This is a genomic window from Celeribacter sp. SCSIO 80838 (assembly GCF_056498065.1).
The window spans coordinates 397563-423923 of sequence record NZ_JAZKMA010000001.1 but is presented as its reverse complement, the minus strand read 5'-3'; the positions used below and the strand labels follow the sequence as shown (position 1 = coordinate 423923).

Below are 26361 nucleotides of genomic sequence, written 5' to 3'. Positions count from 1 at the left end.
GCGTTTCGTGTGGGGGCGTTCACTCTTCGAACGGGTCCCATTCGTCTTCGACTTCTTGCAGCGCATCAAGGGCGGCCTCTTGGGCGATGGCCTCGGGCGTGCGGATTTTGGTGATCTCCGCGCCGGGGAACAGCTCGAACACTTTCGCGACCATCGGGTGTTCCATGGCCTTGGCCCGGAGCGCGCGCTCTTCGGCTTCGGCCACTTCGCGGAGCGTCTGCGTGCCCTCGGGCGCTTTCGCAAGCGTCACGCCCCAGTTCTGGCCGGTGAAGGCATGGAGGCGGCTGCGCAGGCGCTGCGGGAATTCGGCGTCGGCATCGGGCGTCATCTCGAATTCGATGAAGCCGGGGCGATAGCTGACGAGGCGGATATAGGATTCGATGTCGATCTTGAGCTTCATGTCGCGATGCTCGCCGACGAGATCGACGAGGGACTGAAAGCTGACATAGCGGGCGAGTGCCGCGTCCGGGGCGAGAGCCGTGGCCGTGGCAGCGCCTGAGGACATCGTCGGACCATGCACGGGACCGCGCGGGGCCATGGACCCACCTTGAGCGGAAACAGAGCCGCCCCCCGAAGGCGCGCCGCCGCCCGCAGGACCGGAGGGCGGGCGGGGCGGCGGGTTTTGTTCGGTGAGCTTGCGCACCAAATCTTCGGGCATCGGCAGATCGGCGACATGGGTGAGCCGGATGATCGCCATCTCGGAGGCCATCATCGCGTTGGGCGCGGCGGAGACCTCTTCGATGGCTTTCAGAAGCATCTGCCACATCCGCGACAGCACCCGCATCGGCAGTTTCTCGGCCATGGCGAGGCCGCGGGCGCGTTCGTCCGGGCCGATGGTCGGATCTTCGGCGGCGGCGGGGGTGATCTTGATCACCGACACCCAATGGGTGATCTCGGCGAGATCGCGCAAGACGGCGAGCGGATCGGCGCCGTCGGCATATTGACCGCCGAGTTCTTCCAAAGCGCTCGCCGCGTCGCCGGACATGATCATGTCGAACAGATCGAGCACACGGCCCCGGTCGGCGAGGCCCAGCATGGCGCGGACCTGATCGACGGTGGTCTCGCCTGCACCGTGGGAAATCGCCTGATCGAGAAGCGAGAGCGCATCGCGCACGGAGCCTTCGGCGGCGCGGGTGATGAGGGCAAGCGCGTCAGTCGCCACCTCGGAGCCTTCTTTTCCGGCGATGGAGGCGAGGTGATTCATCATCACCTCGGGCTCGATCCGGCGCAGGTCGAAGCGCTGGCAGCGGGAGAGCACCGTCACCGGAACTTTGCGAATCTCGGTTGTGGCAAAGATGAATTTGACGTGGGCGGGCGGCTCTTCGAGGGTTTTGAGGAGCGCGTTGAAGGCGCTCGTCGAGAGCATGTGAACTTCGTCGATGATGTAGATTTTGTAGCGCGCCGAGGCCGCGCGGTAATGCACCGAATCGATGATCTCGCGAATGTCGTTCACCCCGGTGCGCGAGGCGGCGTCCATTTCCATCACGTCGACGTGGCGGCCCTCGGAAATCGCAACGCAATGCTCGCAGACGCCGCAGGGCTCGGTCGTCGGACCGCTGGTGCCATCGGGGCCGATACAGTTCATGCCCTTGGCGATGATCCGCGCGGTGGTGGTTTTGCCGGTGCCGCGAATGCCGGTCATGATGAAGGCCTGCGCGATCCGGTCGGCAGCGAAGGCGTTTTTCAGGGTGCGGACCATGGCGTCCTGACCGATCAGATCGGCAAAGGTTTCCGGGCGGTATTTGCGCGCCAGAACCTTGTAGCCGGTGGTGGTGTCGGTCATGCGGGGGCCTCCTTGGTTGCGGCTAAGGTAAGGGCGGGGACGGGTCCCCGCAACCTCATTTCCAAGAGGATTACTCGCCGCGTTTGGCGCTTTTGGCCTTCTTCACGGATTTTACCATTTTGGAGAATTTCCGCCCGCGCTCGCGCGATTCGGCGATGGTCTCGGAATTGCGCGTGTCCTCGTCCACCAGCTTGCGCCAGCGTTCCAGTCTCGCCGGGTCCAGCTCACCGCGTTCCATGGCCGCGCGGACGGCGCAACCGGGTTCGGTGAGGTGCTGGCAATCGGAGAATTTGCACGCGGTCGCGAGGTCCGTGATGTCCTCGAACAGGGTCGCGATGCCCTCCGAGGCGTCATGCAGCGCCAGTTCGCGCATGCCGGGCGTGTCGATCAGCCAGCCACCGGCGTGCATTCGGTGCATGGAGCGCGATGTGGTGGTGTGCCGTCCCTTGGCGTCGTCCTCGCGGATGTCGCCGACCTCGATGTCCTCACCGGTGAGGCCCCGCGCGATGGTGGATTTGCCAACACCTGACGAGCCGACCAGAGCAATCGTCTGACCGGTGCCGCAATAGGTTTCCAGCCGAGCGATGTCCTCGGGCGATTTGGCGTTGATCAGCAGGACCTCGGCACCATCGTAGAGCGCTTTGGCGCGATCTTCGTAGACCTCGGCGGGCATGTCCTCGGGCTTGTCGGCCTTGGTGATGACGATGACCGGGGTGGCTTCGGCCTCGATGGCAATCGCGAGGTAGCGTTCAAGACGCGCTTCGTTGAAATCGAGATTGCACGAGGTGGTGATGAACAGCGTGTCGATATTGGCGGCGATGAGCTGGGCCTGTGCCGCGATGCCAGCGGCCTTGCGGGAGATCACCGTCTTGCGGTCGAGAACGCGGATCAGGCGCTCGCCGTCGGTGAGGACAAAATCGCCCACGGCCATGTCGGTTGCCACATGATCGCCCGTGAGAGCGATTTCCTGACGTTCGAGTGAGGGCGAAAGCGCCACGACGGAGCGGCGGCGGACCTCGGAGAGGCGCACGGGGGTGAGAGAGTCGAATTCAGTGAGATCGAGCTGGCCGTTGAAGAACTGGGACCAGCCGAGGATGTTCAGATCGGAAATCATGATGTCTGCCTTGCAAAACACGAAAGGGCTTCCGCGCCGGACGGGCGGCGGAAGGGAACGGTTTCGGGCAGTCCGATGATGGGAAAGGCCTTATGCGGCTGCCCGAGGGGCGGTAGCGACAATCATCAATTTCCTCCTCGGTTCGCATTAAGGTTAGGTGAGAGGCTGGACAACGACCCAAGCGGGGCTCGTTACGGCTGCTTCCTTCCGGACCTGACCGGGTTGGCGAGGCGCTCGCCCGCGCCAACCTCTCGAGGCGTTACATAGTGGTCATGTGACGGGAAAGCAAGAGGGCGGTTCAGGTCCCGAGACGGGCGCGTTCCTCGCGCAGAAGTCCGGCCAGAAGCCGAAAATCCTCGCTGCGCGCCGAGCTTTTGCGCCAGGCGAGCACCACCTCGCGGGGTTTGGTGCCAAAGAGCGAGGTCAGTTGGATGTCGGTGTTGCGGGTGACGCCCGCATCAATCGCAAGCTGGGGCAGGAGCGTGATGCCCAGCCCCTCTTCCACCATGGCGACCAAAGTCGGCAGCGAAGTGGCGGCGAAGGTTTCGTCTTGCTTGGCGTGGGTGTCGGGAAAGGCCGAAAGCGCGTGACGTTGCAGGCAATGGCCGCGTTCCAAAAGCAGCAGGGTTTCGTCATCGAGATCGGGACCGCCAATGGCCCTGTCGGAAATCAACCGATGCCCCGGCGCGGTGGCGAGTTGATAATCGTCTTCGAACAAGGGCTCCAGTTCCAGATCGCCGGTCTCGAAAGGCAGCGCGATGAGAATCACGTCGAGCCGCCCGGCCCGCAGCCCGGCGATCAGGTGTTCGGTCAACTCCTCGCGCATATAGAGCCGCAGGTCGGGGTAGCTGTCGCGCAGACGCGGCAGCAGGCGGGGGAAGAGGAAGGGGCCGACCGTCGGAATGGTGCCGAGCTTCATCGTGCCGCGGAGCGTGCCGGATTGGGTCTGGGCCAGTTCGACGATGTCCTGCGCCTCGGCCAGCATCGCACGGGCGCGGGCGGCGATTTCTTCGCCCAGAGGGGTCATCAACACGGAGCGCTTGGTGCGTTCGGCCAGAGGCGCGCCGAGGATGTCTTCCAACTCGCGCAGCCCGGTCGACAGCGTCGATTGCGTCACAAGACAGGTCTCGGCGGCCCGTCCGAAATGCAACTCGTCGGCAAGGGCGACGAGAAAGCGGAGTTGGCGCAGGGTGGGGAGAATCATTAATCGAATTCCTCAATTACTTTGATCTTTTTTATTCGTTTCAACAATCAGTTCGCAAGAGCTATCTCTGCTTCATCGACAGGGCGCGAGAGACAAGCACCGGGCCCGAGACGACAGACATTGAAGAGAAACACTGAGAAAACAAAGGACTGAAAAATGACCGATCAAGTTCAAGCCGCAACTGGCCCGCAACTGAACAAACCCGCCCCCGCCTTCAAGGCCGTGACCACCGATGGGGTCAAATCGCTCGAAGATTACAAAGGCAAATGGTTGATCCTGTTCTCCCACCCGGCCGATTTCACCCCGGTCTGCACCACGGAATTCATCGGCTTTGCGGGCAAACAGGATGAGTTCAACGCCATGGGTGTGGAACTCCTGGGCCTGTCCATCGACAGCCACTATTCGCACATCGCTTGGATGCTCAACATCAAGGAAAACTGGGGCGTCGAGATCAAGTTCCCGATCATCGCCGACCTCTCGATGAGCGTGGCCAATGCCTATGGCATGATCCAGCCGGGCGCTTCCGACACGGCGGCGGTGCGGGCGACGTTTATCATCGACCCGAATGGCATTCTGCGCGCCATGGTCTATTACCCGATGAACGCGGGTCGCTCCGTGGACGAGATCCATCGCCTCGTGGTGGCGCTGCAAGCCGCCGATGAGAACAAATGTGCGATGCCGGAAAACTGGAAACCGGGCGATCCGGTGATCGTGCCGACGCCGCCGACCGCTGCCGCTGCTCTGGCGAAACTCGCCGAAGCGCCCGAGGGGCAGAATGTCGTGGACTGGTACTTCGCGACGCGTCAGCTCTGATCTCCAATACAAAAAGACCCACGCACAAAACGCGAAAGGGGCGCCAGACCGGCGCCCCTTTGTCTTGGTCGATCGGGTTATCCCTGTGGACGTTCCGCCCAGCCCGCGAAGATTTTCTCCAGCGCCACAACGATGTAGTAGAGCAGGATACCCAAGAAGGCCAAAGCGATCAGCACGGCGAACATCAGCGGATAGTCCGCGTTGATCTTGCCGCTGTCGAACAGGTGCCCGAGGCCCTTGCCGTGCGGTTCGACGATCTCCATCAGGTTGGTGCCGATGAAGGCGAGCGTGACCGCGACCTTCAATGCGCCGAAGAATTCCGGCAGGGTTTTCGGCAGGGCGATTTTCCAGAAAATCGTCCATTTCGACGCCCCGAGCGACCGCAGGATGTCGCGATATTCGGGTTCCAGAGTGGACAGCCCGATGGAGACCGCGACCGAGATCGGGAAGAACGAAATCATGAAGGCAATGAGCACGGTGTTCAGATCGTGATGCCCGATCAGGATGAGGGCGATCACCGGCACGACGGTGGCTTTGGGGATGGCGTTGAAGCCCACCAAAAGCGGGTAAAGCGCGTCGCGCATGGTGCGCGAAAAGCCCATGACCATGCCAATGAGCGTGCCGAAGACAACGGCGACCAGAAGCCCGACAACGGTGCGCCAGAGCGTTTGCCAGCCGTAAATCAGGAAAAGATTCCAGTATTTTGCATAGGCCGGGATCAGATCGGAGGGGGAGGCCATTTTGTAGTTCGGCCATTGATTGACCCAGACGATGAACTCCCAAAGCGCGAGGAAAATGACGATGGCGATGGTCGGTGTTGCGATCTTTTTGAAGGTTTTCATTATGCCGCCTCCTCGTCTTTCGCACGACCTTGCGCAATCTCGATCTGATGGCGCAGGCGGTGCAGAATCTCGGTGGCTTCGGGCGTGTAGATGACTTCGAGATCCGTGCGCCCGCCGAGTTTGACATTTTCGACATGCTGCGTCGTGGCCGGACGACCGGAGAGCACGATGACCTCATCGGCGAGATAGACGCTTTCGCGCAGATCGTGGGTGATCAGTACGCCGGTAAAGGGTTCCTCGGCGCGGAGCGCGTGCATGGTCTGCCAGAGGTCTTCGCGGGTGAAGGCGTCGAGCGCGCCGAAAGGTTCGTCCATGATCAAGACGTCGGGCTTGTGAACGATGGCGCGACAGAGCGAGGCGCGCTGGCGCATGCCGCCGGACAGCTCGGAGGGGCGTTTGTCTTCGAAGCCTTCGAGGCCGACGAGGGCCAAAAGTTCGCGCCCGCGCTCTTCCTTCTGTTTCTTGGTCATCTTGTTCGGGACGATTTCGAGCGGCAACAACACGTTTTGCAGGATCGTGCGCCATTCGAGCATCACAGGGTTCTGGAACGCCATGCCAACGGTCGAACGCGGGGAGGTGACGCGCTCGCCATGAAGCCAGACCTCGCCCTGATCGGGTTTCATGAGGCCTGCGACGAGTTTCGTCAGGGTGGATTTGCCACAACCCGAAGGGCCGACGACAGCGCAGAAATCGCCTTCGGGCACGGAAATGTTGAGATCGTCGAGAACGGGCAGGGGGCCGTTGTCGGTCTTGTAGGCGTGGGTGACGCCTTTGATGTCGATGAGGTTTGTCATGGATTGCCTTTTGCCCGCATGAAAACGGGCGCGAGCCTTAGGACCCGCGCCCGCCAAAGTCTCGGGAAGAGATTACTTCAGCATGCGCGCGTCGGTGGCGGGCAGGTAGTCTTCGGTGAAGTAGAGGCTTGCGTCCGGCTCGGCCTTGAATTCATAGACCATTTTGAGCTGATCGAGGGAGCCTGCAAAACGCTCGGCGTCGATCCCGCCCATGCCGTTTGCCGCGACATAATCGGTGTAGACGTTGCCTTCGAGAGCAAGCTCAAGACGACGGGTTTCGAGATCGAGATCGGACGCCGGGTTGTACTTGATCATGTATTCGACGGAGGCTTTCGGATCGGCCATCGCGTCTTTCCAGCCATGCAGAACGGCAGCGACAAAGCCTTTGACGGCCTCCGGGTTCTCGGCGGCGAAGTCGGTGTTCACGATCAGGACGTTGCCGTAAAGGTTCACGCCGTAATCGGACATCATGATCGTCGAAATATCGTCTTCCGGCACGCCGAGGCGTACGAGGTTCAGGAAGGACGAGAAGTTGAAGCCGGTGACGGCATCGACTTTGCCCTCGGCCAGCATCGGTTCGCGGGTCGGGAAGCCGACGGGTTCGACGGTGATTTTCGACATGTCGAGATCGTTCTCGGCGGCAAAAATCGGGAATTGCGCCCAAGCGCCATCGGGCGGCGGCGCACCGAGGACCTTGCCTTCGAGATCTTTCGGAGCCTCGACGCCCAGAGATTTGCGGCCCACGACGGCAAAGGCCGGGGCGTCATAGATCATCATCATGCCGATGACCGGCGCGCCGGGGTTCTGGTCGAGGAATTTCACGAGGCTGTTGATGTCCGCCATGCCAACGGGGAAAGCGCCGGTGGCGACTTTCGGAATGGCGTCGAGCGAACCTTGGCCTGCGGAGATTTCCACGGCCAGATCGGCGTCGGAGAAATAGCCCTTTTCAATCGCGGTGAAGAAGGGCGCGGCCGGGCCTTCGAATTTCCAGTCGAGCGCGAAGGGCATCGCGGTCTCGGCATAGGCGGCAGACGCGGTCAAAGCGAAGGCGGCCATGGTAAGGATGGATTTGTGGAACATGAGACTCCCCTGTGTCGTTCGGGCACAGAATGGCGCGCGGTTCACGCGGCTGCGAGATGTCCGGGAGATTGAGGTCGACAATCCTGTATACAATCCCGGCGAATGCATAAATAATTGGCAGAAGACTTCATTTTTGCCCATTTGGTAAACGAAAAAAGCGACCGCCGGGGCGATCGCTTTGTGTCATGAAAAGGAAATTGGTTCAGAGCGTGATGCGGAACTGGGCGAATCCGTCCGTGCCTTCGCCCGCGTCCTTGATGGTGAGGCCTTCGAGATCGGCCAGATGCGTGCGCGCCGCCGGGCCGATTTCGAACAACACGGTGGTGTCGCCCAGAGGCGCCAGAGACCAGTTGTTGTCGGCTTTCGGATTCACCGTGCCCTGATCGACGATATAGCGCACGATGATGTCGCGGTTGGTGTCCGGGCCTTCGAAAATCACGGTCGAGCCATCTGCGCCGGGGAAGGTGCCACCACCGCCCGCACGGTAATTGTTGGTGGCGACGACGAACTCCATGTCGTCGGTCACAGGCGCGCCGTTGAAGGTCAGGTTGACGATGCGGGTGGCGTCCGGGTTCAGCGGTTCGCCATGGGAGTCGAAGCGCGAAGGCTGCGAAATGTCGATCTGATAGGTCACGCCGTCGATCACGTCGAAATTGTAGGAGGCGAAGTCGGGGTTCAGGAGCACCGCGTCTTTCGCGCCTTTCTCGACCTGATTGAACATGCCCGCGGAGCGCTCCAGCCAGCCCTTGAGCTGCGCGCCAGTGATGCGCACGGCGCGGATGGTGTTCGGGTAGAGATAGAGATCGGCAACGTTTTTGATCGCCACGTCACCCGGCGCGACATCGGTGTAATATTCGGGGCCGCCACGACCGCCCGCCTTAAACGGCGCGGCTGCGGAGAGGATCGGCAGGCCCTCGTGTTCGGTACCTTTCATCATCTCGGCGATGTACCAAAGCTGGGCGTTGGAGACGATCTGGACGGACGGATCATCGGCGACGAGCGCGAAATAGGAATGCAGAGGGGCCGCGGTTTTGCCGACGGCGCGGCGGACATATTTGAGCGTCTGCTCGTGAATGTCCTGAACCGAGGCCAGAACCGGCGCGACGCTTTCGACCAGCGGCGTGATGGAGCGGTCTTCCTCGCGTTGCGAGATTGGGCGGGTCTCGACGGAGCTTGTTACCACGCGCCATTGCCCACCGTCTTTTTCCAGAAGCAGATCCATGACGCCCAGATGCGAGCCCCAATAGCCGCCCATCACGGCGGGTTTGCCGTGGATCAGGCCGTTCACGGAGTCCACCGCCGCGTAGCCATCATAGGTGGGCGAGGGGAAGACGAGGTGGGAGTGACCGGTCAAAAGCGCGTCGATCCCGTCGATTTCGGCGAGCGGAACGGAGGCGTTTTCCATGCCTTCGGTGTGCTCGGCGGCACCGATGCCGGAGTGGTTCAGCGCGATGATGATGTCGGCGCCTTTCTCCTTCATCTCCGGCACATAGGCGCGGGCGGTCTCGACGATGTCGCGGGCGTTGACGTTGCCTTCGAGGTTCTTGCGGTCCCACATCATGATCTGCGGCGGGACGAAGCCGATCAGCCCGACCTTGATCTTATGCGTCTCGCCCGCGCCATCGGTCAGTTCGCGGTCGAGGATGACATAGGGCGGGATGAGGGTTTTGTCTTCACGCGGGGTCGCGCCCATTTCGGTGACGACATTGGCGGAAATCACCGGGTAATTCGCCCCCGCCAGCGCTTTCATCAGGAAGTCGAGACCGTAGTTGAATTCGTGGTTGCCGAGTGTCGAGGCGTCGAAGCCCACGGTGTTCATCGCGGTGATCACCGGGTGCATGTCGCCGTCTTTCATGCCGCGCTCATAGGCGATGTAATCGCCCATCGGGTTGCCCTGAAGGAAATCGCCGTTGTCCAGAAGCATGGAGTTGGTCGCCTCGGCGCGCACGGCATTGATATGCGCGGTGGTGCGGGCGAGGCCGACGGTGTCTACGGGTTTGTCCGCATAATAGTCATAAGGGAAGACGTGGACATGCAAATCGGTGGTTTCCATGATCCGCAAATGTGCCTGATTTGTGCTGGCGCGCGCGGAAAAGGGGTGAAGAGCAATCAAAGCCGTTCCTGCGATTGTGCCCGACAGAAAGCCGCGGCGATTTATGTTCTTGTTTGAATGGTCCATGATGCATCTCCTTTTTAGATGAAGAGGTTGGCGCGACCATTCCCGGGTCACAAGACAAACATGTGACAGGATTGAATTTACCAAGTGGTTTCAGCGCTGCAAACCATTTTGGGTTGCCTTTTTGGGCATGATTACAACTTAAGGTTGTTCATTCAATCTGTTGTCGCATTCTGGCAACAGGATCGTTGCGGAATGTGACAAAGCACCGTCCTGTTCCGGGCGCGACCACGCCACGCTGGCTCTTGTCACAATTGCCGCCTATGTCCGTCGCATGGACAAGACGATTGTGATACTTTCCGGTGGGACGTTGAACCGGGCGGCGCATCTGCGCGACAATCGGCCTTCGGGGCCCGATGCGAAATTTATGCCGCTCTGGCGCGGGCATCTGGCGCTGCGCGGTGAGGCGCTTTGCCTGCTGGAGGCGGGCGAGGTGGAACTGCCGGAGGGGCAGGAGATTTTCCTCGGGCTCATGCCGGACGGAGCGCCGGTTTTTGCACGGGATGTCAGTGTATTGTCGCCTTTGGACGATGATCTGCCCTCGCTCTGGTCGCAGGAGGGATTTGCGGTCGAGACCCTGCCGGGGATGCAATTTTACGATCTGCGCGCGGTGATGACCCGGCTCACAGCTTTGGAGGCGGAGCTGGCATCGACCGGGCGGGCGTTGTTCGACTGGCATCGACGCCATGGGTTTTGTGCCCATTGCGGAGAAAAGACCACGCCCGGACAAAGCGGTTGGCGGCGGGATTGTCCGGCCTGTGGGGCGGAGCATTATCCGCGTACCGATCCGGTGGTGATCATGTTGGTGACCCGTGGCAATGAGGTGCTTTTGGGCCGCAACGCCAATTGGCCGCAGGGCATGTATTCGCTTCTGGCGGGGTTTGTCGAACCGGGCGAGCCGATCGAGGCGGCGGTGCGGCGCGAGGTGTTCGAGGAGGCGGGCGTGCGGGTCGGCCGGGTGGACTATGTGACCAGCCAGCCCTGGCCCTTCCCGGCGTCTCTGATGCTGGGCTGTCGCGCCGAGGCGCTGAGCCGGGAGATCACCCTCGATCCCGAAGAACTGGAGGATGCGCGCTGGGTGCGACGCGAAGAGATGGCGCTGGCGCTGGCGGGTCGCCACCCGGAGATTGCCGCCGCGAGAAAAGGCGCTCTGGCGCAGGTTCTGCTGAGCAAGTGGGTTGCAGACGACTGGGATTAACGGGATAAGATTTCCCTTGGGGAAGGACCGGGTCAGAGGCAGGTGAGCAGGTATGAAGTTTTCGACGCGTCAGGACATTGAGGCCCCAGCCGCTTTCGTTTTCGAAAAGATCACCGATTTCGAAGGTATGGAGCGGCAGGCGATGCGTCGTGGCATCGATGTGGCGCGCAAACGTCCGTCACAGCCGCGGGGGCTCGGCGCGGGTTGGTCTCTCAAAGTGCCGTTTCGCGGCAAACTGCGCGATCTGGACGCCGAAATCAGTGAATTCGATGTGCCGAATGTGCTTGGCGCGACGGCGGTTTCCGGCGGGCTGCACATGCAGTTGAATGTGGAGCTTGTGCCGCTGTCGCCGCAGCGCACGCGACTGAGTTTCGGCTTTGATGTGCGTCCGCAAACCCTGTCGGCGCGGATTCTGGTTCAGTCGGTGAAATTCGCCAAGGGCACGTTGCAGAAACGCTTCGAGAAGCGTGTCTCCAGCTATTGCGAGCATCTCTCCGAACAGTATCAGGGCGCGCCGAAGGTCTGATCCTGCGCGCCTGATCGTGATCTTCTGGACCTCAGGAGCGACGGGGGTCCGCCGGGTAAACGCCGAGAATTTCGACCATTTCCGTGAAGTAACGCAGCTCGTCGAGGGCGAGCTGGACGTTGCGGTCGCCCGGGTGGCCTTCGATGTCGGCATAGAACTGGGTCGCGGTGAAGACACCGTCGACCATGTAGCTTTCCAGCTTGGTCATGTTCACGCCATTGGTCGCGAAACCGCCGAGCGCCTTATAGAGCGCGGCGGGAATGTTACGGACCCGGAACATGAAGGCGGTGACCATCTTTTCGGCGCGGCGGGAATAATCCGGTTCGCGGGCCATGATGAGAAAGCGCGTGGTGTTGAGCTTGTGATCCTCGATATGGCGTTCGAGCACGTCGAGGCCGAGAATTTCGCCCGCCAGTTCAGAGGCGAACGCGCCGATGCTCGGGTCGCCGGTTTCCTTGATCGAGCGCGCAGCGGCGGCGTTGTCGGACCAGTTGACGGTTTCGATGCCATGGGTGTGGATGAATTTGCGCGCCTGCCCCAGCAGCACCGACATGGCGCGGGCCTGTTTGATGTCGGCGGTTTTGGTGCCGGGCAGGCCGAGAAGGTTCACATGCACGCGGACGAAGGTTTCGCCGATGATGTGCAAGCCGCTGTCGGGCAGGAGGTGATAGACATCCTGCACCCGGCCATAGGTCGAATTTTCGATGGCGATCATGCCGATGTCGGCGCGTTCGGAGCGCACCGCCTCCATCGCATCTTCGAAGGTGGGGCAGGGCAGGGGCTCGTAATCCGGGCGGGCTTCGAAGCAGGCCTGGTGCGAATAGGAGCCGAGCTCCCCCTGAAATGCGATCCGCTTTGTCATTTTTGCCCCTTTTCGTACATTTCTTTTGCGCTAACCTGTATGGGCTCCGGTCTTATACCTTGAAATGAAGCAGGGGAAGCGGGTAGAGAGCGGGAGCGCGCGATGAACCCACAATGAACGGAACGCGAAATGTTCAAGACTATGACCCTTGTGAAGATCGTCGGAGGCCTGTGCGGCACCTTCGCTCTTTTTGTGATCGCCTATCTGGCGAGCGATTCGATCTACGCGATGAAGGCCGGAAGTCATGACGGCGAAGTCATGCAGGCCTATGTCATTGCCACCGGTGAAGACGATGGGGCTGCCGAAGAGGTTGTCGAAGTGAGCTTCGACGAGCTTCTCGCCTCCGCGGATCCGGCCAAGGGCGAAAAAGTCTTCGCCAAATGCAAAGCCTGCCACAAGGTGGACGGCTCCAACAGCACCGGGCCGCATCTCGACGGCGTGTTCGGGCGTGCGGTCGGCACCGTGGGCGATTTCGGCTATTCCGAAGCGGTCGCCGGTCATGGCGGGACATGGGATGCGGAAACGCTCAACACCTATCTGGCTGATCCGAAAAACGCGATTCCGGGCAACAAGATGTCCTTCGCCGGTCTGCCCAAAGACACGGACCGCGCCAATATCATCGCCTATCTTCAGTCGATCTCCGGCTGATCTCCCGCGATCTGTTCGCGCGTCGCCCGCATGCGACGCATCTGAAACCCCCGTCGGCCGCACCGGTGGGGGTTTTGTTTTGCGATCGGCCCGCGATCACGCAATTTCGAGCGCATGTAACTTGCATGTCATGACGCCTGCACATTACCGTCAGGGGAACAAAGCTATTTGTCCGGAGGACGACCATGACCGCACGCCCCCTGTTCCTGAAATCCCTTTCCGTTCTGGCCGCATTGGCCTTGGGGAGTGGCGGGGCATCGGCGGAGGAGACGATCACCTCCACATGGTACTCCGACTGGAACGAGGCGAAATACGCCGAAGCCTTCGATCATCTCGGGTACGTCAATCCGGAGGCGCCGAAGGGCGGGAAGATCACCATCGGTATGGTCGGCACTTTCGACAGCATGAATCCCTTCTCGACCTTGTCGGGGACCCCTGCGGCGCTGTCCTCGTCGATGTATGAGCGGCTGATGACTTCGACGGCGGACGAATACAAGGCGGTGAGCTATTGTCTGCTCTGTACCTCGCTCGAATACCCCGAAAGCAAGGATTGGGTGATTTTCCATCTGCGCGAGGATGTGACCTTCTCCGACGGCACGCCGATGACCGCCGAAGATGTGGTTTATACCCATAACAAGATGATTGCCGAAGCGACGCCGTCGTGGCGTGCGGGGGTGTCGGCGATGATCAAAAGCGTTGAGGCGCTCGATGCGCACACGGTGAAATTCACCTTTCAGCCGGACATCCCACGCAATGGTTTGATTGATCAGGCGGGCGCGTCGATTGTCATGAAAAAAGCGTGGTTCGAGGAAACCGGCGCGCGGCTCGATGAAAAACGCTATGAGACCTCGCCGGGCACGGGTGCTTACATGCTTGCCGGATACGATGCCGGCCAGTGGGTCGAGTACAAACGCAACCCGGACTATTGGGGCAACGATCACCCGTTCAACAAGGGCCGCAACAATCTCGACACCATCCGCGTGGTGTATTTCGGCGATACCATCGCGGCGTTCGAGGCGTTCAAGGCAGGCGATATCACCTTCCGTCAGGAAAGCTCCTCGCTGCAATGGGCGACGGGCTATGATTTTCCGGCGCTCGACAAGGGCTGGGTGAAAAAAGAAACGCTGCACAACGGGTCGATGCCGCCCGCCTACGGGTTGTTGTTCAACCTGCGGCGCGAGAAGTTTCAGGACCGCAATGTGCGGCTGGCGCTTGGGCTGATGTACAATTTCACCTGGACCAACGAGACCCTGCAATACGGGCTGTTTTCTCAGCGCGAGGCGATGTGGCAGGCCCCGGGGTTGATGGCCGAGGGGCTGCCGGAGGGCGAGGAATTGCAAATTCTCGAAGGGGTGAAGGACGATCTGCCGGAGGCGATCTTTACCGAGGAAGCGTTCCTGCCGCATGTCTCCGGCGAGCTTTCTCTGGACCGCAAGAACATGCGCAAAGCCATCGCGCTATTGGCCGAGGCCGGGTATGCGCCCGGCAGCGACGGCAAGATGCGCAACGCGAAGGGCGAGGTGTTGTCGGTGGAGTTTCTGGAAAGCAACCCGTCGTGGGATCGGATCATCAAGCCTTATATCGAGAACCTGAACGCGCTGGGCGTGGATGCGAGTTACAACCGGATCGACCCGAACCAATATCAGGCCCGTACCCAGAGCTTCGATTACGACATGATCTACGATGGCTATGCGAACGGGTTCGAAGAAGGCTCGGGTTTCCTGCAAAAATACGGCTGTGAAAGCGTGGACGATGTCTTCAATCCCGCAGGCTATTGCAACCCGGCGATCGAGACCATCGGCAACGAGCTGATGAAAGTGAAGAGCTATGAGGAAATGTCGGCCATGGTGCGCGCCGCCGACCGGATCATGCGCTATGACTATTTCATCGTGCCCGCGCATATGAACGACAGCCATTGGGTCGCCTATTACGACATGTACGAGCACCCGGACGAGGATACGATGCCGCCCTTGGCGCTGGGCTATCTGGACTTCTGGTGGGTGAACGCCGACAAGGAGGCCGCGCTGCGGTCCGCAGGCGCCCTGAAATAAGAACGACAACGAGCAGGACGGTTCATGGGAGCCTATATTCTACGGCGTTTGCTGCTGATCATTCCGACGCTGATCGGGATCATGGTGGTGAACTTCGCCCTGACGCAATTCGTGCCCGGCGGGCCGATCGAGCAGGTGCTGGCCAATCTTCAGGGCGAAGGCGATGTGTTCGAGAACATCACCGGCGGTCAAGGGGACGTGAATGTCTCCATCGATGGCAAGGCGGCGAACCAGTCCGCCAACACCTATGAAAGCGAATATGCCGGGGCGCGTGGCTTGCCGCCCGAATTCATCGCCGAACTGGAGCGTCAGTTCGGCCTCGACAAACCGCCGCTTGAGCGGTTTCTCGGCATGATGTGGAACTATGTCCGGTTCGATTTCGGCGAGAGCTATTTCAAGTCCGAAAAGGTTCTGGACATGGTTTGGGACAAGCTGCCGGTGTCGATTTCGCTGGGGCTTTGGGCGACGCTGATCTCCTATATGATCTCGATCCCTTTGGGCATTCGCAAGGCGGTGCGCGACGGGTCGCGGTTCGACACATGGACCTCGGGGATCATCATCGCAGCCTATGCGATCCCCGGATTTCTCTTTGCGATCATGCTTTTGGTGCTGTTCGCGGGCGGGTCGTATTTTCAGATTTTCCCGCTCCGTGGCCTGACCTCCCCCAACTGGTCGGAGATGTCGCTTATGGGCAAGATCGGAGATTACTTCTGGCACATCACGCTGCCGGTTCTGGCCTCGGTGATTTCGTCTTTTGCCACACTGACGCTTCTGACGAAGAACTCCTTCCTCGATGAAATCCGCAAACAATATGTGGTGACGGCCAAGGCCAAAGGTCTGCCGGAACACCGCGTGCTTTATGGCCACGTCTTTCGCAATGCGATGATGATCGTGATTGCGGGCTTTCCGGGGCTGTTCCTTGGCGTGTTCTTCGGCGGCTCGGTGATCATCGAAACGCTGTTCTCGCTCGATGGCCTGGGGCGCATGGGCTATGAGGCCGCTTTGGCGCGCGACTATCCGGTGATCTTCGGAACGTTGTTCTTCTTTGGCCTGATCGGCCTCGTTATCGGGATTCTGTCGGATCTGATGTATGTCTTCGTCGATCCCCGGATTGATTTCGAGCGGAGGGACACATGAAGATGCCCGGGAAATTGTCTGAGCTGAACCGTCGTCGCTGGCGGAATTTCAAATCGAACAAGCGGGCCTATTGGTCGCTGATCCTGTTCTCGATCCTGTTTGGCCTGTCGCTCTTTGCCGAGTTTCTGGCGAATGACAAACCGATCCTCGTGCAATATCGCGGCAGCTACTACATGCCGATCTTCAAATTCTACCCGGAAACGGAGTTCGGCGGGGATTTCGCCACAGAGGCGGTTTATCGCTATCCGGAGGTGCAATGCCTGATCGAAACCGGCGGGCTGGTCGATTGTTTCGATGACCCTGAAGGGTACATCGAGGATGCGCAGGATGGTGAGATCAACGGTGATAAGATCGAGAAAGGCTGGATGATCTGGCCGCCCATTCGCTATTCGTTCAACACGCAGGTCGAAGGGCCGGGAGCCGCGCCCTCGCCGCCGACGCGCCAGAACTGGCTGGGCACCGATGACACCAAACGCGACGTGGTCGCCCGCGTGATCTACGGTTTCCGCCTGTCGATCTTCTTCACGCTGATCGTCTCCGTCGCCTCGTCGCTCGTGGGTGTGATCGCGGGCGCCATCCAAGGCTTTTTTGGCGGGCGCACGGACCTGATTTTCCAGCGCGTGCTTGAGATTTGGGGCGCGATGCCCTCGCTCTATGTGATCATCATCCTGTTTGCCATTCTGGGGCGAAGTTTCTGGCTTCTGGTCTTTGTCACCATCCTGTTCGGCTGGACCGCGCTTGTGGGTGTGGTGCGGGCCGAATTCCTGCGGGCGCGGAATTTCGAATATATCCGGGCCGCCCGTGCGCTTGGCGTGTCGAACCGCACGATCATGTTCCGCCATATGCTGCCCAATGCGATGGTGGCGACGCTGACCATGCTGCCCTTCATCGTGACCGGCAATATCGGCACGCTGGCGTCGCTGGACTTTCTGGGCTTCGGTCTGCCGTCGTCTTACCCGTCGCTGGGCGAGTTGACGCTTCAGGCGAAACAGAACCTTCAGGCGCCGTGGCTCGGCTTCACCGCGTTTTTCACCTATGCCATCATGCTGTCGCTTCTGGTCTTCATCTTCGAAGGCGTGCGCGATGCATTTGACCCGAGGAAGACCTTCCGATGAGCCTTTTGGAATACAAAGACCTGCGCATCGGGTTCCGTCAGGATGGCGGGGTTGTCGAGGCGGTAAAGGGCGTGAGCTTTTCCATCGAGAAGGGCGAAACGGTTGCTCTTGTGGGCGAATCCGGCTCGGGCAAGTCGGTGACGGCGCTCTCTTGTGTGAACCTTCTGCCGGACACTTCGGTCATCGAAGGTTCCGTGACCTATCAGGGGCAGGAGCTTGTGGGCGCCTCCGAGAAAGAGCTTCGCAAACTCCGGGGCAATGACATCAGCTTTATTTTCCAAGAGCCGATGACCTCTTTGAACCCTCTGCACACCTTGGAAAAACAGCTCGCCGAAGTGCTTTTGATCCACCACGGCATGACCGGTGCTGCGGCGCGGGAGCGGGTGATCGAGCTTTTGGGGCAGGTCGGCATTCACGATCCGGAAACCCGGCTCAAGGATTATCCGCACCAATTGTCCGGCGGGCAGCGGCAGCGTGTGATGATCGCCATGGCCTTGGCGAACAAGCCGGAGTTGCTGGTGGCCGACGAGCCGACCACCGCGCTCGACGTGACGATTCAGGCGCAGATTCTGGAGCTTCTGGCCGAGCTGAAACAGAGCCTTGGCATGTCGATGCTGTTCATCACCCACGACCTGAATATCGTGCGCAAGATCGCGGATCGGGTCTGTGTGATGAAAAACGGCGAGATCGTCGAGGCGGGCGTGGCCTCCGAGATTTTCGCCAATCCGCAACACCCCTATACCCAGATGCTTCTGGCGGCCGAGGCGACGGGGCGTCCGGGGCCTGTGCCCGAGGGGGCGGAGGTCGTGGCGGAGACCAAGGATTTGCGCATCTGGTTCCCGATCCAGCGCGGTCTGCTGCGCAAGACGGTCGGCCATGTAAAGGCGGTGAATGCCGCGACGCTGACCGTGCGCGAGGGCGAGACCGTGGGGATTGTCGGCGAATCCGGGTCGGGCAAGACGACACTGGCGCTTGCGATGATGCGGCTGATTTCCTCCGAAGGGCCAGTGGTGGTCCTGGGGCAGGACATTCAGGGCTGGCCGAACAAGAAACTGCAACCGCTCCGCGCGGATATGCAGATTGTGTTTCAGGACCCTTACGGCTCTCTGTCGCCGCGGATGACGGTGGAACAGATCATCGCCGAGGGGCTGGGCGTGCATCATGTCGAGGGCTATGCCTCGATAGAACAGGCGGTGATCGACATCATGCGCGAGGTCGGGCTCGATCCCGACACGCGGCATCGCTATCCGCATGAATTCTCTGGCGGGCAGAGGCAACGCATCGCCATCGCCCGGGCGATGATCCTGAAACCGCGTTTGGTGGTGTTGGACGAACCGACCTCGGCGCTCGATATGACGGTGCAGGTGCAGATCGTGGAGCTGCTGCGCAGTTTGCAGGCGAAGCACCGGTTGGCTTACCTTTTCATCTCGCACGATCTGCGGGTGGTGCGGGCGCTGTCGCACAAGGTTTTGGTGATGAAGCGCGGCGATGTGGTCGAGATGGGCACGGCGGAGGAGATTTTCGAAGCGCCGAAACAGGCCTATACCCGTGCGTTGGTGCGGGCTGCGCTGGACCTCAAGGTGGAGGAGGGGGCGGGCGTCTGAACGCCGATGCTCTGTGAACATGAAAAAAGGCGACCGGTGAAGGTCGCCTTTTTGCGTCTGGGAGGGATGGGCTCAGGACGGCCCGATCGTGTTGCAATCGGTGCCACGGGCTTCGAGACGGCGGCAGGTGAGCGCCGCCATGTCCTCGGTCATGCCGAGGAAGTTTGCGTCGAAACCGCGCTTGGTCTGCACCACCTTGCGCAGCGCACCGTCGAGCATCTCCACCTCGCTCAGCGCGGTTTTCAGGAGCTCCTTGCGGGCCTCGTATTCGCTGCCATAGGTGCCGATGTTGATGCCCCAGTAGCGGTTGCCGGAGGTCGACAGCCGGGTGACCACCTCGGGGGCACTGACAGCCGGCTCGACGGCGATGGCGGAGGTCGGTTCGATGGAGGCGAGTTGCAGCGTTGCGGGCCGTGGCAGCGGAGCGACGGTGGGAACGACCGCCTGAGCGACGACAGGTTTGATTTCGGTGGGGGCGGTTTGCGGTGCGAGTGTCGGTGTCACTGCGGGCATTTCGCTGGGTTGAGCGCGCGCAGCCTCGGCCAGAAGCGTCGTGGCCTCTGTGGCGGCATCGCTGGCGGCGGCGAGGATGGCGGCGTCCTGTTCGGCTTTCGCCAGCGCCGACATCACATCGTCAGACGCCGCGAGCAGAAGCTCTTCGGTTTCCGGCGCCAGAGCCTGCGCCGGGCGCAGTTTCGGCAGCGGGCTCGCACTCATCTTGGTGCTCACGCGAATGATTTTCGACACGGTGGCGGGTGTGTCCTGATTGGCGGCCACCATGACCGTATCGCCGCCGATCTTGCCGAGGTAGGGCGGTTTCGCGGGTTTCACCACGGCGACACGGCTCGGTGCACGTTTGAAGCCGAGGTCCATCAGCTCCGCCACCTTGGCATTGCGCGTGGCGGTGGATTTGCCGCCGAACACGGTGGTGATGATGCGCTGATCGCCCCGGTGGGCCGAGGCGGTGAGGTTGAACCCGGACGCGACGGTGTACCCGGTCTTGATGCCGTCCGCGCCTTCATAGGAGGTCAGGAAGCGTGTGTTGGTATGGGACACCATGCGCACACCTGCATCGGCGGTGGTGCGGGAGAACAGGTTGTAATAATCGGGATAGTCGTAAAACAGGTGCCGCCCGAGGACGCTCATGTCACGGGCGGTCGAAAGGTGGCCCTCCTCGGTGAGGCCATGGGCGTTCTTGAAGGTGGTGCGCGACATGCCGAGCGCCTTGGCCGTGCGATTCATCCGACGCGCAAAGGCGGCCTCCGAGCCTTCGATGGCCTCGCCGATGGCGGTTGCGGCATCGTTGGCGGATTTCACGGCGGCGGCGCGGATCAGATAGCGCAGCTTGATTTTCTGACCGGGGCTGAGACCGAGTTTCGAGGGCGCCTCATTGGCGGCATTGCGGGAGATCGTCACATCGTCATCGAGTGAAATTTCGCCGTGTTCAATGGCCTCGAAGGCGATGTAGAGCGTCATCATCTTGGTGAGCGATGCCGGGTGCAACCGGGTGTCGGCATTGGTGGCGTGAAGCACCTTGCCGTTGCGCGCATCCATCACCAGAGCGGCGTATTCCGCAGCCATGGTGCGCGCCGACATCGCGATCATCATCGCGAAGGCGATCAGAAGGAGAGGGAAAATGCGTCCTGTTCCGGCACGCGGGACACCCCGTGCCTGCACGTTGCTCTTCATGATAACTCTGCCTCGTCTTGTCGGATCATGTCGCCCGACTTGTGTTTGGTCAAAAGCTAGCACAGGCTTTGCGTCGAGAAAACCACCAATTTTCAAGGGTTTTCAAGGCGTGTATTGTTGCAACGCCATATTTGGTGGCGGCAGGGCGGCATTCCACCACATCGGGCGCATGCCCAATGCGATTTTCTCAGAGCGAGCCGATCAGAACCGGCAACTCGCGCAGCGTCGAAAGGCTGCGGTATCGCGGATGGCCCTCCGGCGCTTCGGCATGTTCGAGGGCCCAGGTGATGTTATGCGGGACATAGACGCCCCAGGCTCCGACCTCGATCGGGGGCAGAACGTCGGATTTCATCGAATTGCCGACCATCATCGCGCGGTCGGGTTCGACGCCATGACGGGCGAAGAGGCTGCGGTAGACCTCGGGCGTCTTGGTGGAGACCACCTCGACCCCGTCGAACAGATCGCCCAGCCCGGACTGGGCGAGTTTGCGCTCCTGATCGAGCAAATCCCCCTTGGTCACCAAGAGGATCTTATGGGTTTCGGCCAGGGCGCCCACGGTTTCCTCGACCCCGTCGAGCAGATGGATCGGATGGTGTAACATCTCCTGACCGGCGGCGATCAATTCACTGATGACGGCGGCGGGGACGCGCTCCTCGGTCACTTCGATGGCGGTTTCGATCATCGAGAGGACGAAACCCTTGATGCCGAAGCCGTAATGCCCGAGGTTGCGCCGCTCGGCGGCCAGCAGGCGTTCGGCGAGGTGATCGGCTTCGGTGAAATCGGTCAGAAGCTCGGCGAATCTGTCCTGAGTGATGCGGAAGAACTCTTCGTTTTCCCACAGGGTGTCGTCGGCATCGAAGGCGATTGTAGCGAGTTTATCGGGCATGTGATCGGCGTTCCTTTACCGCTTTCGGCATAACCCTCTTTATTCATGCGCAAAAGGGGCTATATATCGGCAAATGATCCCGCCAAGATGTAGCAACGTGAAACCGGAGACGACAGAGTGATCCTCGCGCCTCAGATGATGGCAGACAATGACGACCGGTCGAACGACGACGGCGATGTCGGTCTTGCGCTCAAGACCCGGCCGAAGACCAAACGCCCGCCGCTCTACAAAGTCTTGCTCTTGAACGACGATTACACGCCGATGGAATTCGTTGTGCTGGTGCTCGAGCGGTTTTTCGGCATCGGTCACGCACATGCGACCGAGATCATGTTGACCGTGCACAAGAAAGGCCTTGCCGTGGTGGGGGTGTTTCCTTTCGAGATTGCGGAGACCAAGGTGCAGCAGGTGATGGAATTCGCCCGCCGCCACCAGCACCCGCTGCAATGCACGATGGAAAAGGAATAGGCGTTTCCCCGCCATGCTGTCCGCACGTCTCCCCCTGATCCTTGAGGGCTCTGCCCCCGTGACGACCGCCGTGGTCTATCGCTCGCATGGCGATGTGGACCTGTCGGCTCTGGACGGCGCGACGGTGCAGATCGTGCAGGGGTTCAAACCCGATGTCGATGCCCTGACGGCGCGCGGGTATGATGTCAGGACCGAGGCCGCAGGACGGTTCGATCTGGCCGTGGTTCTGGTGCCGCGCTCCAAGGCGGAGGCGCATGCGCTGATCGCCGATGCGGCCAGTCGTGCGGATCTGGTGATCGTCGACGGGCAAAAGACCGACGGCATCGACAGCATTCTGAAAGAGCTGAAGAAACGCGCGACGGTCGGGCAGATCGTTTCCAAGGCGCATGGCAAGGCTGTCGCATTCACCGGGGGCGATTTTTCCGACTGGACCGATCCCGGCCCGCTGCATCTGATCGAGGGGTTCACCACCCGTTTGGGTGTGTTTTCGGTCGACCGGATCGACAAGGCTTCCGAGGCGCTGGTTGCCGCATTACCGGAAAAGCTCCCGGCGAAAATTGCCGATCTCGGTGCGGGCTGGGGCTATCTCTCTCGCGCGATCCTTGCCCGCGACGGCGTCAAGGAATTGCATGTGGTCGAGGCGGAAGCGGCCGCCCTTGCCTGCGCACGCGACAATCTCGACGATCCGCGGGTGACGTTTCACTGGGAAGACGCCACGCGTTTTACCCCGCCCAAACCGCTTGATGCGGTGATCATGAACCCGCCGTTTCACACCAGCCGCGCCGCCGATCCGGCGCTTGGGCAGGCGTTCATCGAGGCGGCCAGCCGGATGCTTGCGCCCCATGGCGAGCTTTGGCTGGTGGCGAACCGACAGTTGCCCTATGAGGCGACGCTCGCCGCCTGTTTCGGCACATATGCCGAGATCGGCACCTCGGGGGGCTTCAAATTGCTGCACGCCGCGAAACCCCTTCGCAAAGCGGCCAAGAGGCCCTAGGGTCTGAGCAAACACACAGGAGCCAGCATGAGCTTTTCCATCGAAGGCAAGACCGCGATCATCACAGGTGCGGCCAATGGCGTCGGACTCGCTATCGCCCGGCATTTCCTGGCTCAGGGCGCACGGGTGATGTGCGCGGATATGGATGAGGCCAGTCTTTCGGCGGAATACGGCGATCTCGTTGGCGGTGAAAATCCGGAGGTGGCGTATTTCGCGGGCGATTTGCGGGAAAAACTAACCATCGCGAACCTGTTGTCGGCGACGATCGATGCGTTCGACGGGGTCGATATTCTGGTCAATGCCTCGCGTCAGGTGGCGATGAGCGACCCGCTGTCGGTCGAGGACGACAATGTCGCCCAGTTGATCGATCAGAACCTGATGACCTCGCTGCGGCTCATTCAGCAGGTGGCGAAATGGATGATCAAGAACGCGGAGAAATCCGAAGAGGGCGATACCAGTGTCGGTGCCATCGTCAACCTGTCCTCGATCGCCGCACGGCGCTGTCAGCCGGAACTTCTGGCCTTTTCGATCTCGTCGGGCGCGGTGGATCAGATGACGCGGGCGATGGCGGTGGCGCTTGCGCCGCATCGCATCCGCGTCAATGCCGTGGCGTTCGGGTCGGTGATGAGTTCGAGCCTTCAGGACATGCTGTCGGACAATCCCGATTACCGTAGCGAGATCATCGCCAAGACCCCGATGGGGCGCGTGGCACCGGCCACCGATGTGGCGGAAACCGTGCAATACCTCGTGTCTGAGGGCTCAGGCTTTATGACCGGACAAATCCTGACCGTGGATGGCGGGCGCACGCTGGTCGATCCGGTGCTTGCGCCCACGCATTGACGATCACTCGGGATACTGCACCTTGCAGGCCTCGATGGCGGTATTCGCCTCGATCTGAAGCTGGGCCTCTTTCTTCTTGAGAGCGGCGAGCTTCGCGGCTTCGGCATCCAGGTCGATGGATTTCGGCACCATGCGGGTGTGGACATCCGGCACACGACAGAAGATCGGCTTGCCTTCGTCATTGGTGCCGCAGCGCTCAATGTCGTAGTCGATATATTCTTTCTCGACGAGCGCGTAACCGCGGCCGAGATTGCCTTCGGCCTCTTTGATAAAGCTCTGAACCTGACGCAAATCCTTGGTCGCACGGGAAATGCACATCTGTTGTTCGGAACAGGCGACGAGCAGCGGCAGCACCGCCAGTGGAATGAGCCAACGCATCGGAAATCTCCTTTCCTCATATACACGCGATCATAGCGCGTTTCCGTCGCAGGGGAAGGGTGCTTGCCCCCGATGCCATCTTGTTGTTACCTCTCGCCGACGGCGAAGAGGAGACCCCATGACACATGAGATGACCCATGAGAAGGCGCGCGCGAGTGCGTGGTTCCGCCAGTTGCGCGATCAGATCGTGTCGGCTTTCGAGGCTCTGGAAGACACCCAGCTCAGCGAGCCTTTCGCAGGGCATCATGCCGGCCGCTTCGAGGTGACGGAAACCACGCGCGACGCCGAGGACGGATCGGATGCGGGCGGTGGTCTCATGTCGGTGATGCGCGGCGGGCGGGTGTTCGAGAAGGTCGGGGTCAATGTCTCCACCGTTTACGGCACGTTGGGCGAGCGGGCCCAGATGGCCATGGCGGCACGCAAGGGTCTTCCGGGGATGAAGAACGATCCGCGTTTCTGGGCGGCGGGAATCTCCCTTGTCGCGCATATGCAGAACCCCCATACGCCTGCGGTCCACATGAACACCCGGATGTTCTGGACCCCGCATGGCTGGTGGTTCGGGGGCGGCTCGGATCTCAATCCCTGCATCGAATATGCCGAAGACACGGCGGCGTTCCACGCGATTCAGAAAGAGCACTGCGATCGCCACGATCCCGAGTATTACCCACGCTTCAAAGCCTGGGCGGACGAGTATTTCTATATCCCGCACCGGGGGCGGGCGCGTGGCGTGGGCGGCATTTTCTATGACGATCTCAACACGGGCGACTGGGAAAAGGACTTTGCCTTCACTCAGGACGTGGGGCGCGCCTTCCTGCCCGCTTTCCTCGGGGTGACGGAAAAACGCCGCGATACGCCGTGGAACGAGGCCGACAAGGATCGCCAACTCGTCCATCGCGGGCTCTATGCCGAATACAACCTCGTCTATGACCGGGGCACGAAATTCGGGTTGGAGACGGGGCACAACCCTGACGCCGTACTGATGTCCCTGCCACCGATGGCGAAATGGGTGTGACGGCTTTCTGATGGCCTAAATACTCAAAAAGCCCCGCTTTTGGCGGGGCTTTCTCGTTTAGGTCTTTCGTCGTTCAGGCGTTTTCGCGCAGCGTCTCGATCATCAGGCTGACATTGTCCGGGTCCGCGTCCGGCGTGATGCCGTGGCCGAGGTTGAAAATATGCGGGCCTTTCGAGAAAGCCTCGCGCACATGGCGGACCTCGTCGATCAGCGCCTGACCGCCCGTGACCATATGCGAGGACGCCAGATTGCCCTGCACGCAGCCGTCTTTTTGCACATTGGTCGCGCCCCATTCCGGGGTGACGGAATTGTCGAGCGCGACGCAATCGACGCCGGTCTTGGCGTGAAAGCCGATATAACCCTCGCCCGCCTCGCGGGGGAAGCCGATCACCGGGATGCCGGGGTGGCGGGCTTTCAGCTCTGCCGTGATCTTGCGGGTCGGTTCGACGGCGTATTTCTCGAACGCTTCGCCCTTGAGGCTCCCGGCCCAGCTATCGAAGATTTTCACCACTTCGGCACCGGCCTGAATTTGCTGGTCGAGATATTCGATGGTGCCTTCGGTCAAGAGATCAATGACCTTTTCGAACAGCGCCGTGTTGCCCATCCGCAGCGCATGCGCGGGCCCCTGATCGGGGGTGCCGCGCCCGGCGATCATATAGGTCGCCACTGTCCACGGAGCCCCGGCGAAACCGATCAGCGTCGTTTCCTTCGGCAATTCGCGCGACAGGATGCGCACGGTCTCATAGACCGGGGCAAGCGTGTCGTGAATGTCGTCCTTGCCCTTGAGTTTTGCGAAATCCGCATCCTCTGTGATGGTCGACAGGCGCGGGCCTTCGCCGGTGACGAACCAGAGATCGGCCCCAAGCGCCTGCGGCAACAACAGGATATCGGCGAACAGGATCGCCGCATCGAAGCCATAGCGTCGGATCGGTTGCAAAGTCACCTCGGCGGCCAGATCCGAATTGTAACACAGCGACAGGAAATCGCCTGCTTCGGCGCGCGTTGCGCGATATTCCGGCAGGTAGCGCCCGGCTTGCCGCATCATCCAGATCGGCGGCACCTTTTGTACCTCGCCTCTGAGCGCTTTCAGGATCGTCTTGTCGGTCATTTCGGGCCTCCCGTCATCATCCCCGCACTGGTCCCCGGCTTG

24 protein-coding genes and 1 other RNA gene are annotated in these 26361 nt (G+C 60.9%); 12 read left to right on the top strand and 13 right to left on the bottom strand.

The window, feature by feature from the left end:
* Window positions 1–19: 19 nt before the first annotated feature.
* The 4 genes from V1475_RS01945 to V1475_RS01930 all read right to left on the bottom strand — a co-directional run bounded on the left by V1475_RS01945 (window position 20) and on the right by V1475_RS01930 (window position 4101).
* On the bottom strand, window positions 20–1783 hold the full coding sequence (locus V1475_RS01945) for a DNA polymerase III subunit gamma/tau (RefSeq protein WP_479411402.1): 1764 nt from the start codon (window positions 1781–1783) through the stop codon (window positions 20–22).
* Between the two features lie 70 nt (window positions 1784–1853).
* Window positions 1854–2897: a ribosome small subunit-dependent GTPase A gene (gene rsgA / locus V1475_RS01940; RefSeq protein WP_479411401.1), complete on the bottom strand. Its 1044-nt coding sequence runs from the start codon at window positions 2895–2897 to the stop codon at window positions 1854–1856.
* Between the two features lie 156 nt (window positions 2898–3053).
* Window positions 3054–3150, bottom strand: an RNA gene (gene ffs, locus V1475_RS01935) — signal recognition particle sRNA small type.
* 45 nt (window positions 3151–3195) lie between these two features.
* Window positions 3196–4101 carry a hydrogen peroxide-inducible genes activator gene (locus tag V1475_RS01930; protein WP_434290261.1) on the bottom strand — a complete coding sequence of 302 codons (906 nt, stop codon included), beginning with the start codon at window positions 4099–4101 and terminating at the stop codon, window positions 3196–3198.
* Window positions 4102–4257: 156 nt separating this feature from the next.
* On the opposite strand from V1475_RS01930, the gene V1475_RS01925 reads away from it, so the two are divergent.
* Window positions 4258–4914: a peroxiredoxin gene (locus tag V1475_RS01925; RefSeq protein WP_479411400.1), complete on the top strand. Its 657-nt coding sequence runs from the start codon at window positions 4258–4260 to the stop codon at window positions 4912–4914.
* A 77-nt stretch (window positions 4915–4991) separates the two neighbouring features.
* Here V1475_RS01925 and V1475_RS01920 read toward each other — a convergent pair whose 3' ends face one another.
* From V1475_RS01920 to V1475_RS01905, 4 genes are all read right to left on the bottom strand, one after another.
* Window positions 4992–5756 (bottom strand): ABC transporter permease, encoded by a 765-nt coding sequence (locus V1475_RS01920; protein ID WP_434290265.1) that lies wholly within the window; start codon window positions 5754–5756, stop codon window positions 4992–4994.
* A complete protein-coding gene (locus V1475_RS01915; protein ID WP_479411399.1) occupies window positions 5756–6550 on the bottom strand; it encodes an ABC transporter ATP-binding protein in 795 nt (264 codons plus the stop codon). The genes V1475_RS01920 and V1475_RS01915 overlap by 1 nt, the downstream gene beginning before the upstream one ends.
* 72 nt (window positions 6551–6622) lie before the next feature.
* Window positions 6623–7630 (bottom strand): ABC transporter substrate-binding protein, encoded by a 1008-nt coding sequence (locus V1475_RS01910; protein ID WP_434290268.1) that lies wholly within the window; start codon window positions 7628–7630, stop codon window positions 6623–6625.
* Between the two features lie 202 nt (window positions 7631–7832).
* Window positions 7833–9809, bottom strand: a complete 1977-nt coding sequence (locus tag V1475_RS01905; protein WP_479411398.1) for a bifunctional 2',3'-cyclic-nucleotide 2'-phosphodiesterase/3'-nucleotidase — start codon at window positions 9807–9809, stop codon at window positions 7833–7835.
* A gap of 271 nt (window positions 9810–10080) precedes the next feature.
* Here V1475_RS01905 and nudC point away from each other — a divergent pair, with 271 nt between their 5' ends.
* Both nudC and V1475_RS01895 read left to right on the top strand, forming a co-directional pair.
* Window positions 10081–11004 carry an NAD(+) diphosphatase gene (nudC, locus tag V1475_RS01900; protein WP_479411397.1) on the top strand — a complete coding sequence of 308 codons (924 nt, stop codon included), beginning with the start codon at window positions 10081–10083 and terminating at the stop codon, window positions 11002–11004.
* Between the two features lie 52 nt (window positions 11005–11056).
* On the top strand, window positions 11057–11530 hold the full coding sequence (locus tag V1475_RS01895; RefSeq protein WP_479411396.1) for an SRPBCC family protein: 474 nt from the start codon (window positions 11057–11059) through the stop codon (window positions 11528–11530).
* A 31-nt stretch (window positions 11531–11561) separates the two neighbouring features.
* Here V1475_RS01895 and V1475_RS01890 read toward each other — a convergent pair whose 3' ends face one another.
* A complete protein-coding gene (locus tag V1475_RS01890) occupies window positions 11562–12392 on the bottom strand; it encodes a prephenate dehydratase (protein ID WP_479411395.1) in 831 nt (276 codons plus the stop codon).
* 129 nt (window positions 12393–12521) lie between these two features.
* Between V1475_RS01890 and V1475_RS01885 the strand changes: the two genes are divergently transcribed.
* The 5 genes from V1475_RS01885 to V1475_RS01865 all read left to right on the top strand — a co-directional run bounded on the left by V1475_RS01885 (window position 12522) and on the right by V1475_RS01865 (window position 18947).
* Window positions 12522–13040, top strand: coding sequence for a c-type cytochrome (locus V1475_RS01885; RefSeq protein ID WP_434290275.1), 519 nt, complete (start codon window positions 12522–12524; stop codon window positions 13038–13040).
* Window positions 13041–13225: 185 nt separating this feature from the next.
* Window positions 13226–15091: an extracellular solute-binding protein gene (locus V1475_RS01880; protein WP_479411394.1), complete on the top strand. Its 1866-nt coding sequence runs from the start codon at window positions 13226–13228 to the stop codon at window positions 15089–15091.
* Between the two features lie 24 nt (window positions 15092–15115).
* On the top strand, window positions 15116–16228 hold the full coding sequence (locus V1475_RS01875) for a microcin C ABC transporter permease YejB (protein WP_479411393.1): 1113 nt from the start codon (window positions 15116–15118) through the stop codon (window positions 16226–16228).
* A 2-nt stretch (window positions 16229–16230) separates the two neighbouring features.
* Complete coding sequence (locus V1475_RS01870) at window positions 16231–17343, top strand: ABC transporter permease (protein WP_479411392.1); 1113 nt, start codon at window positions 16231–16233, stop codon at window positions 17341–17343.
* Complete coding sequence (locus V1475_RS01865; protein WP_479411391.1) at window positions 17340–18947, top strand: ABC transporter ATP-binding protein; 1608 nt, start codon at window positions 17340–17342, stop codon at window positions 18945–18947. The genes V1475_RS01870 and V1475_RS01865 overlap by 4 nt, the downstream gene beginning before the upstream one ends.
* A 72-nt stretch (window positions 18948–19019) precedes the next feature.
* Here V1475_RS01865 and V1475_RS01860 read toward each other — a convergent pair whose 3' ends face one another.
* Both V1475_RS01860 and V1475_RS01855 read right to left on the bottom strand, forming a co-directional pair.
* Entirely contained in the window at window positions 19020–20636 is a 1617-nt protein-coding gene (locus V1475_RS01860; RefSeq protein WP_434290284.1) for a serine hydrolase, read from the bottom strand.
* A 187-nt stretch (window positions 20637–20823) separates the two neighbouring features.
* Window positions 20824–21522 (bottom strand): HAD family hydrolase, encoded by a 699-nt coding sequence (locus tag V1475_RS01855; RefSeq protein ID WP_479411390.1) that lies wholly within the window; start codon window positions 21520–21522, stop codon window positions 20824–20826.
* A gap of 138 nt (window positions 21523–21660) precedes the next feature.
* Between V1475_RS01855 and clpS the strand changes: the two genes are divergently transcribed.
* From clpS to V1475_RS01840, 3 genes are read left to right on the top strand one after another with little or no spacing between them, the layout of a single operon-like run.
* Complete coding sequence (gene clpS, locus V1475_RS01850; protein ID WP_211309169.1) at window positions 21661–21987, top strand: ATP-dependent Clp protease adapter ClpS; 327 nt, start codon at window positions 21661–21663, stop codon at window positions 21985–21987.
* Between the two features lie 13 nt (window positions 21988–22000).
* Window positions 22001–22981 carry a class I SAM-dependent methyltransferase gene (locus V1475_RS01845; protein WP_479411389.1) on the top strand — a complete coding sequence of 327 codons (981 nt, stop codon included), beginning with the start codon at window positions 22001–22003 and terminating at the stop codon, window positions 22979–22981.
* A gap of 27 nt (window positions 22982–23008) precedes the next feature.
* The gene (locus V1475_RS01840) at window positions 23009–23821 is read left to right on the top strand and encodes an SDR family NAD(P)-dependent oxidoreductase (RefSeq protein WP_479411388.1); all 813 of its coding nucleotides are present in this window, start codon (window positions 23009–23011) and stop codon (window positions 23819–23821) included.
* 3 nt (window positions 23822–23824) lie between these two features.
* Here the strand turns inward: V1475_RS01840 and V1475_RS01835 are convergent, their stop codons facing one another.
* On the bottom strand, window positions 23825–24199 hold the full coding sequence (locus tag V1475_RS01835; RefSeq protein WP_479411387.1) for a hypothetical protein: 375 nt from the start codon (window positions 24197–24199) through the stop codon (window positions 23825–23827).
* 118 nt (window positions 24200–24317) lie between these two features.
* Here V1475_RS01835 and hemF point away from each other — a divergent pair, with 118 nt between their 5' ends.
* Window positions 24318–25211 (top strand): oxygen-dependent coproporphyrinogen oxidase, encoded by an 894-nt coding sequence (gene hemF, locus V1475_RS01830; RefSeq protein ID WP_479411386.1) that lies wholly within the window; start codon window positions 24318–24320, stop codon window positions 25209–25211.
* Between the two features lie 73 nt (window positions 25212–25284).
* Here the strand turns inward: hemF and hemE are convergent, their stop codons facing one another.
* Window positions 25285–26319 (bottom strand): uroporphyrinogen decarboxylase, encoded by a 1035-nt coding sequence (gene hemE, locus V1475_RS01825; protein ID WP_479411385.1) that lies wholly within the window; start codon window positions 26317–26319, stop codon window positions 25285–25287.
* Window positions 26320–26361: the final 42 nt, after the last annotated feature.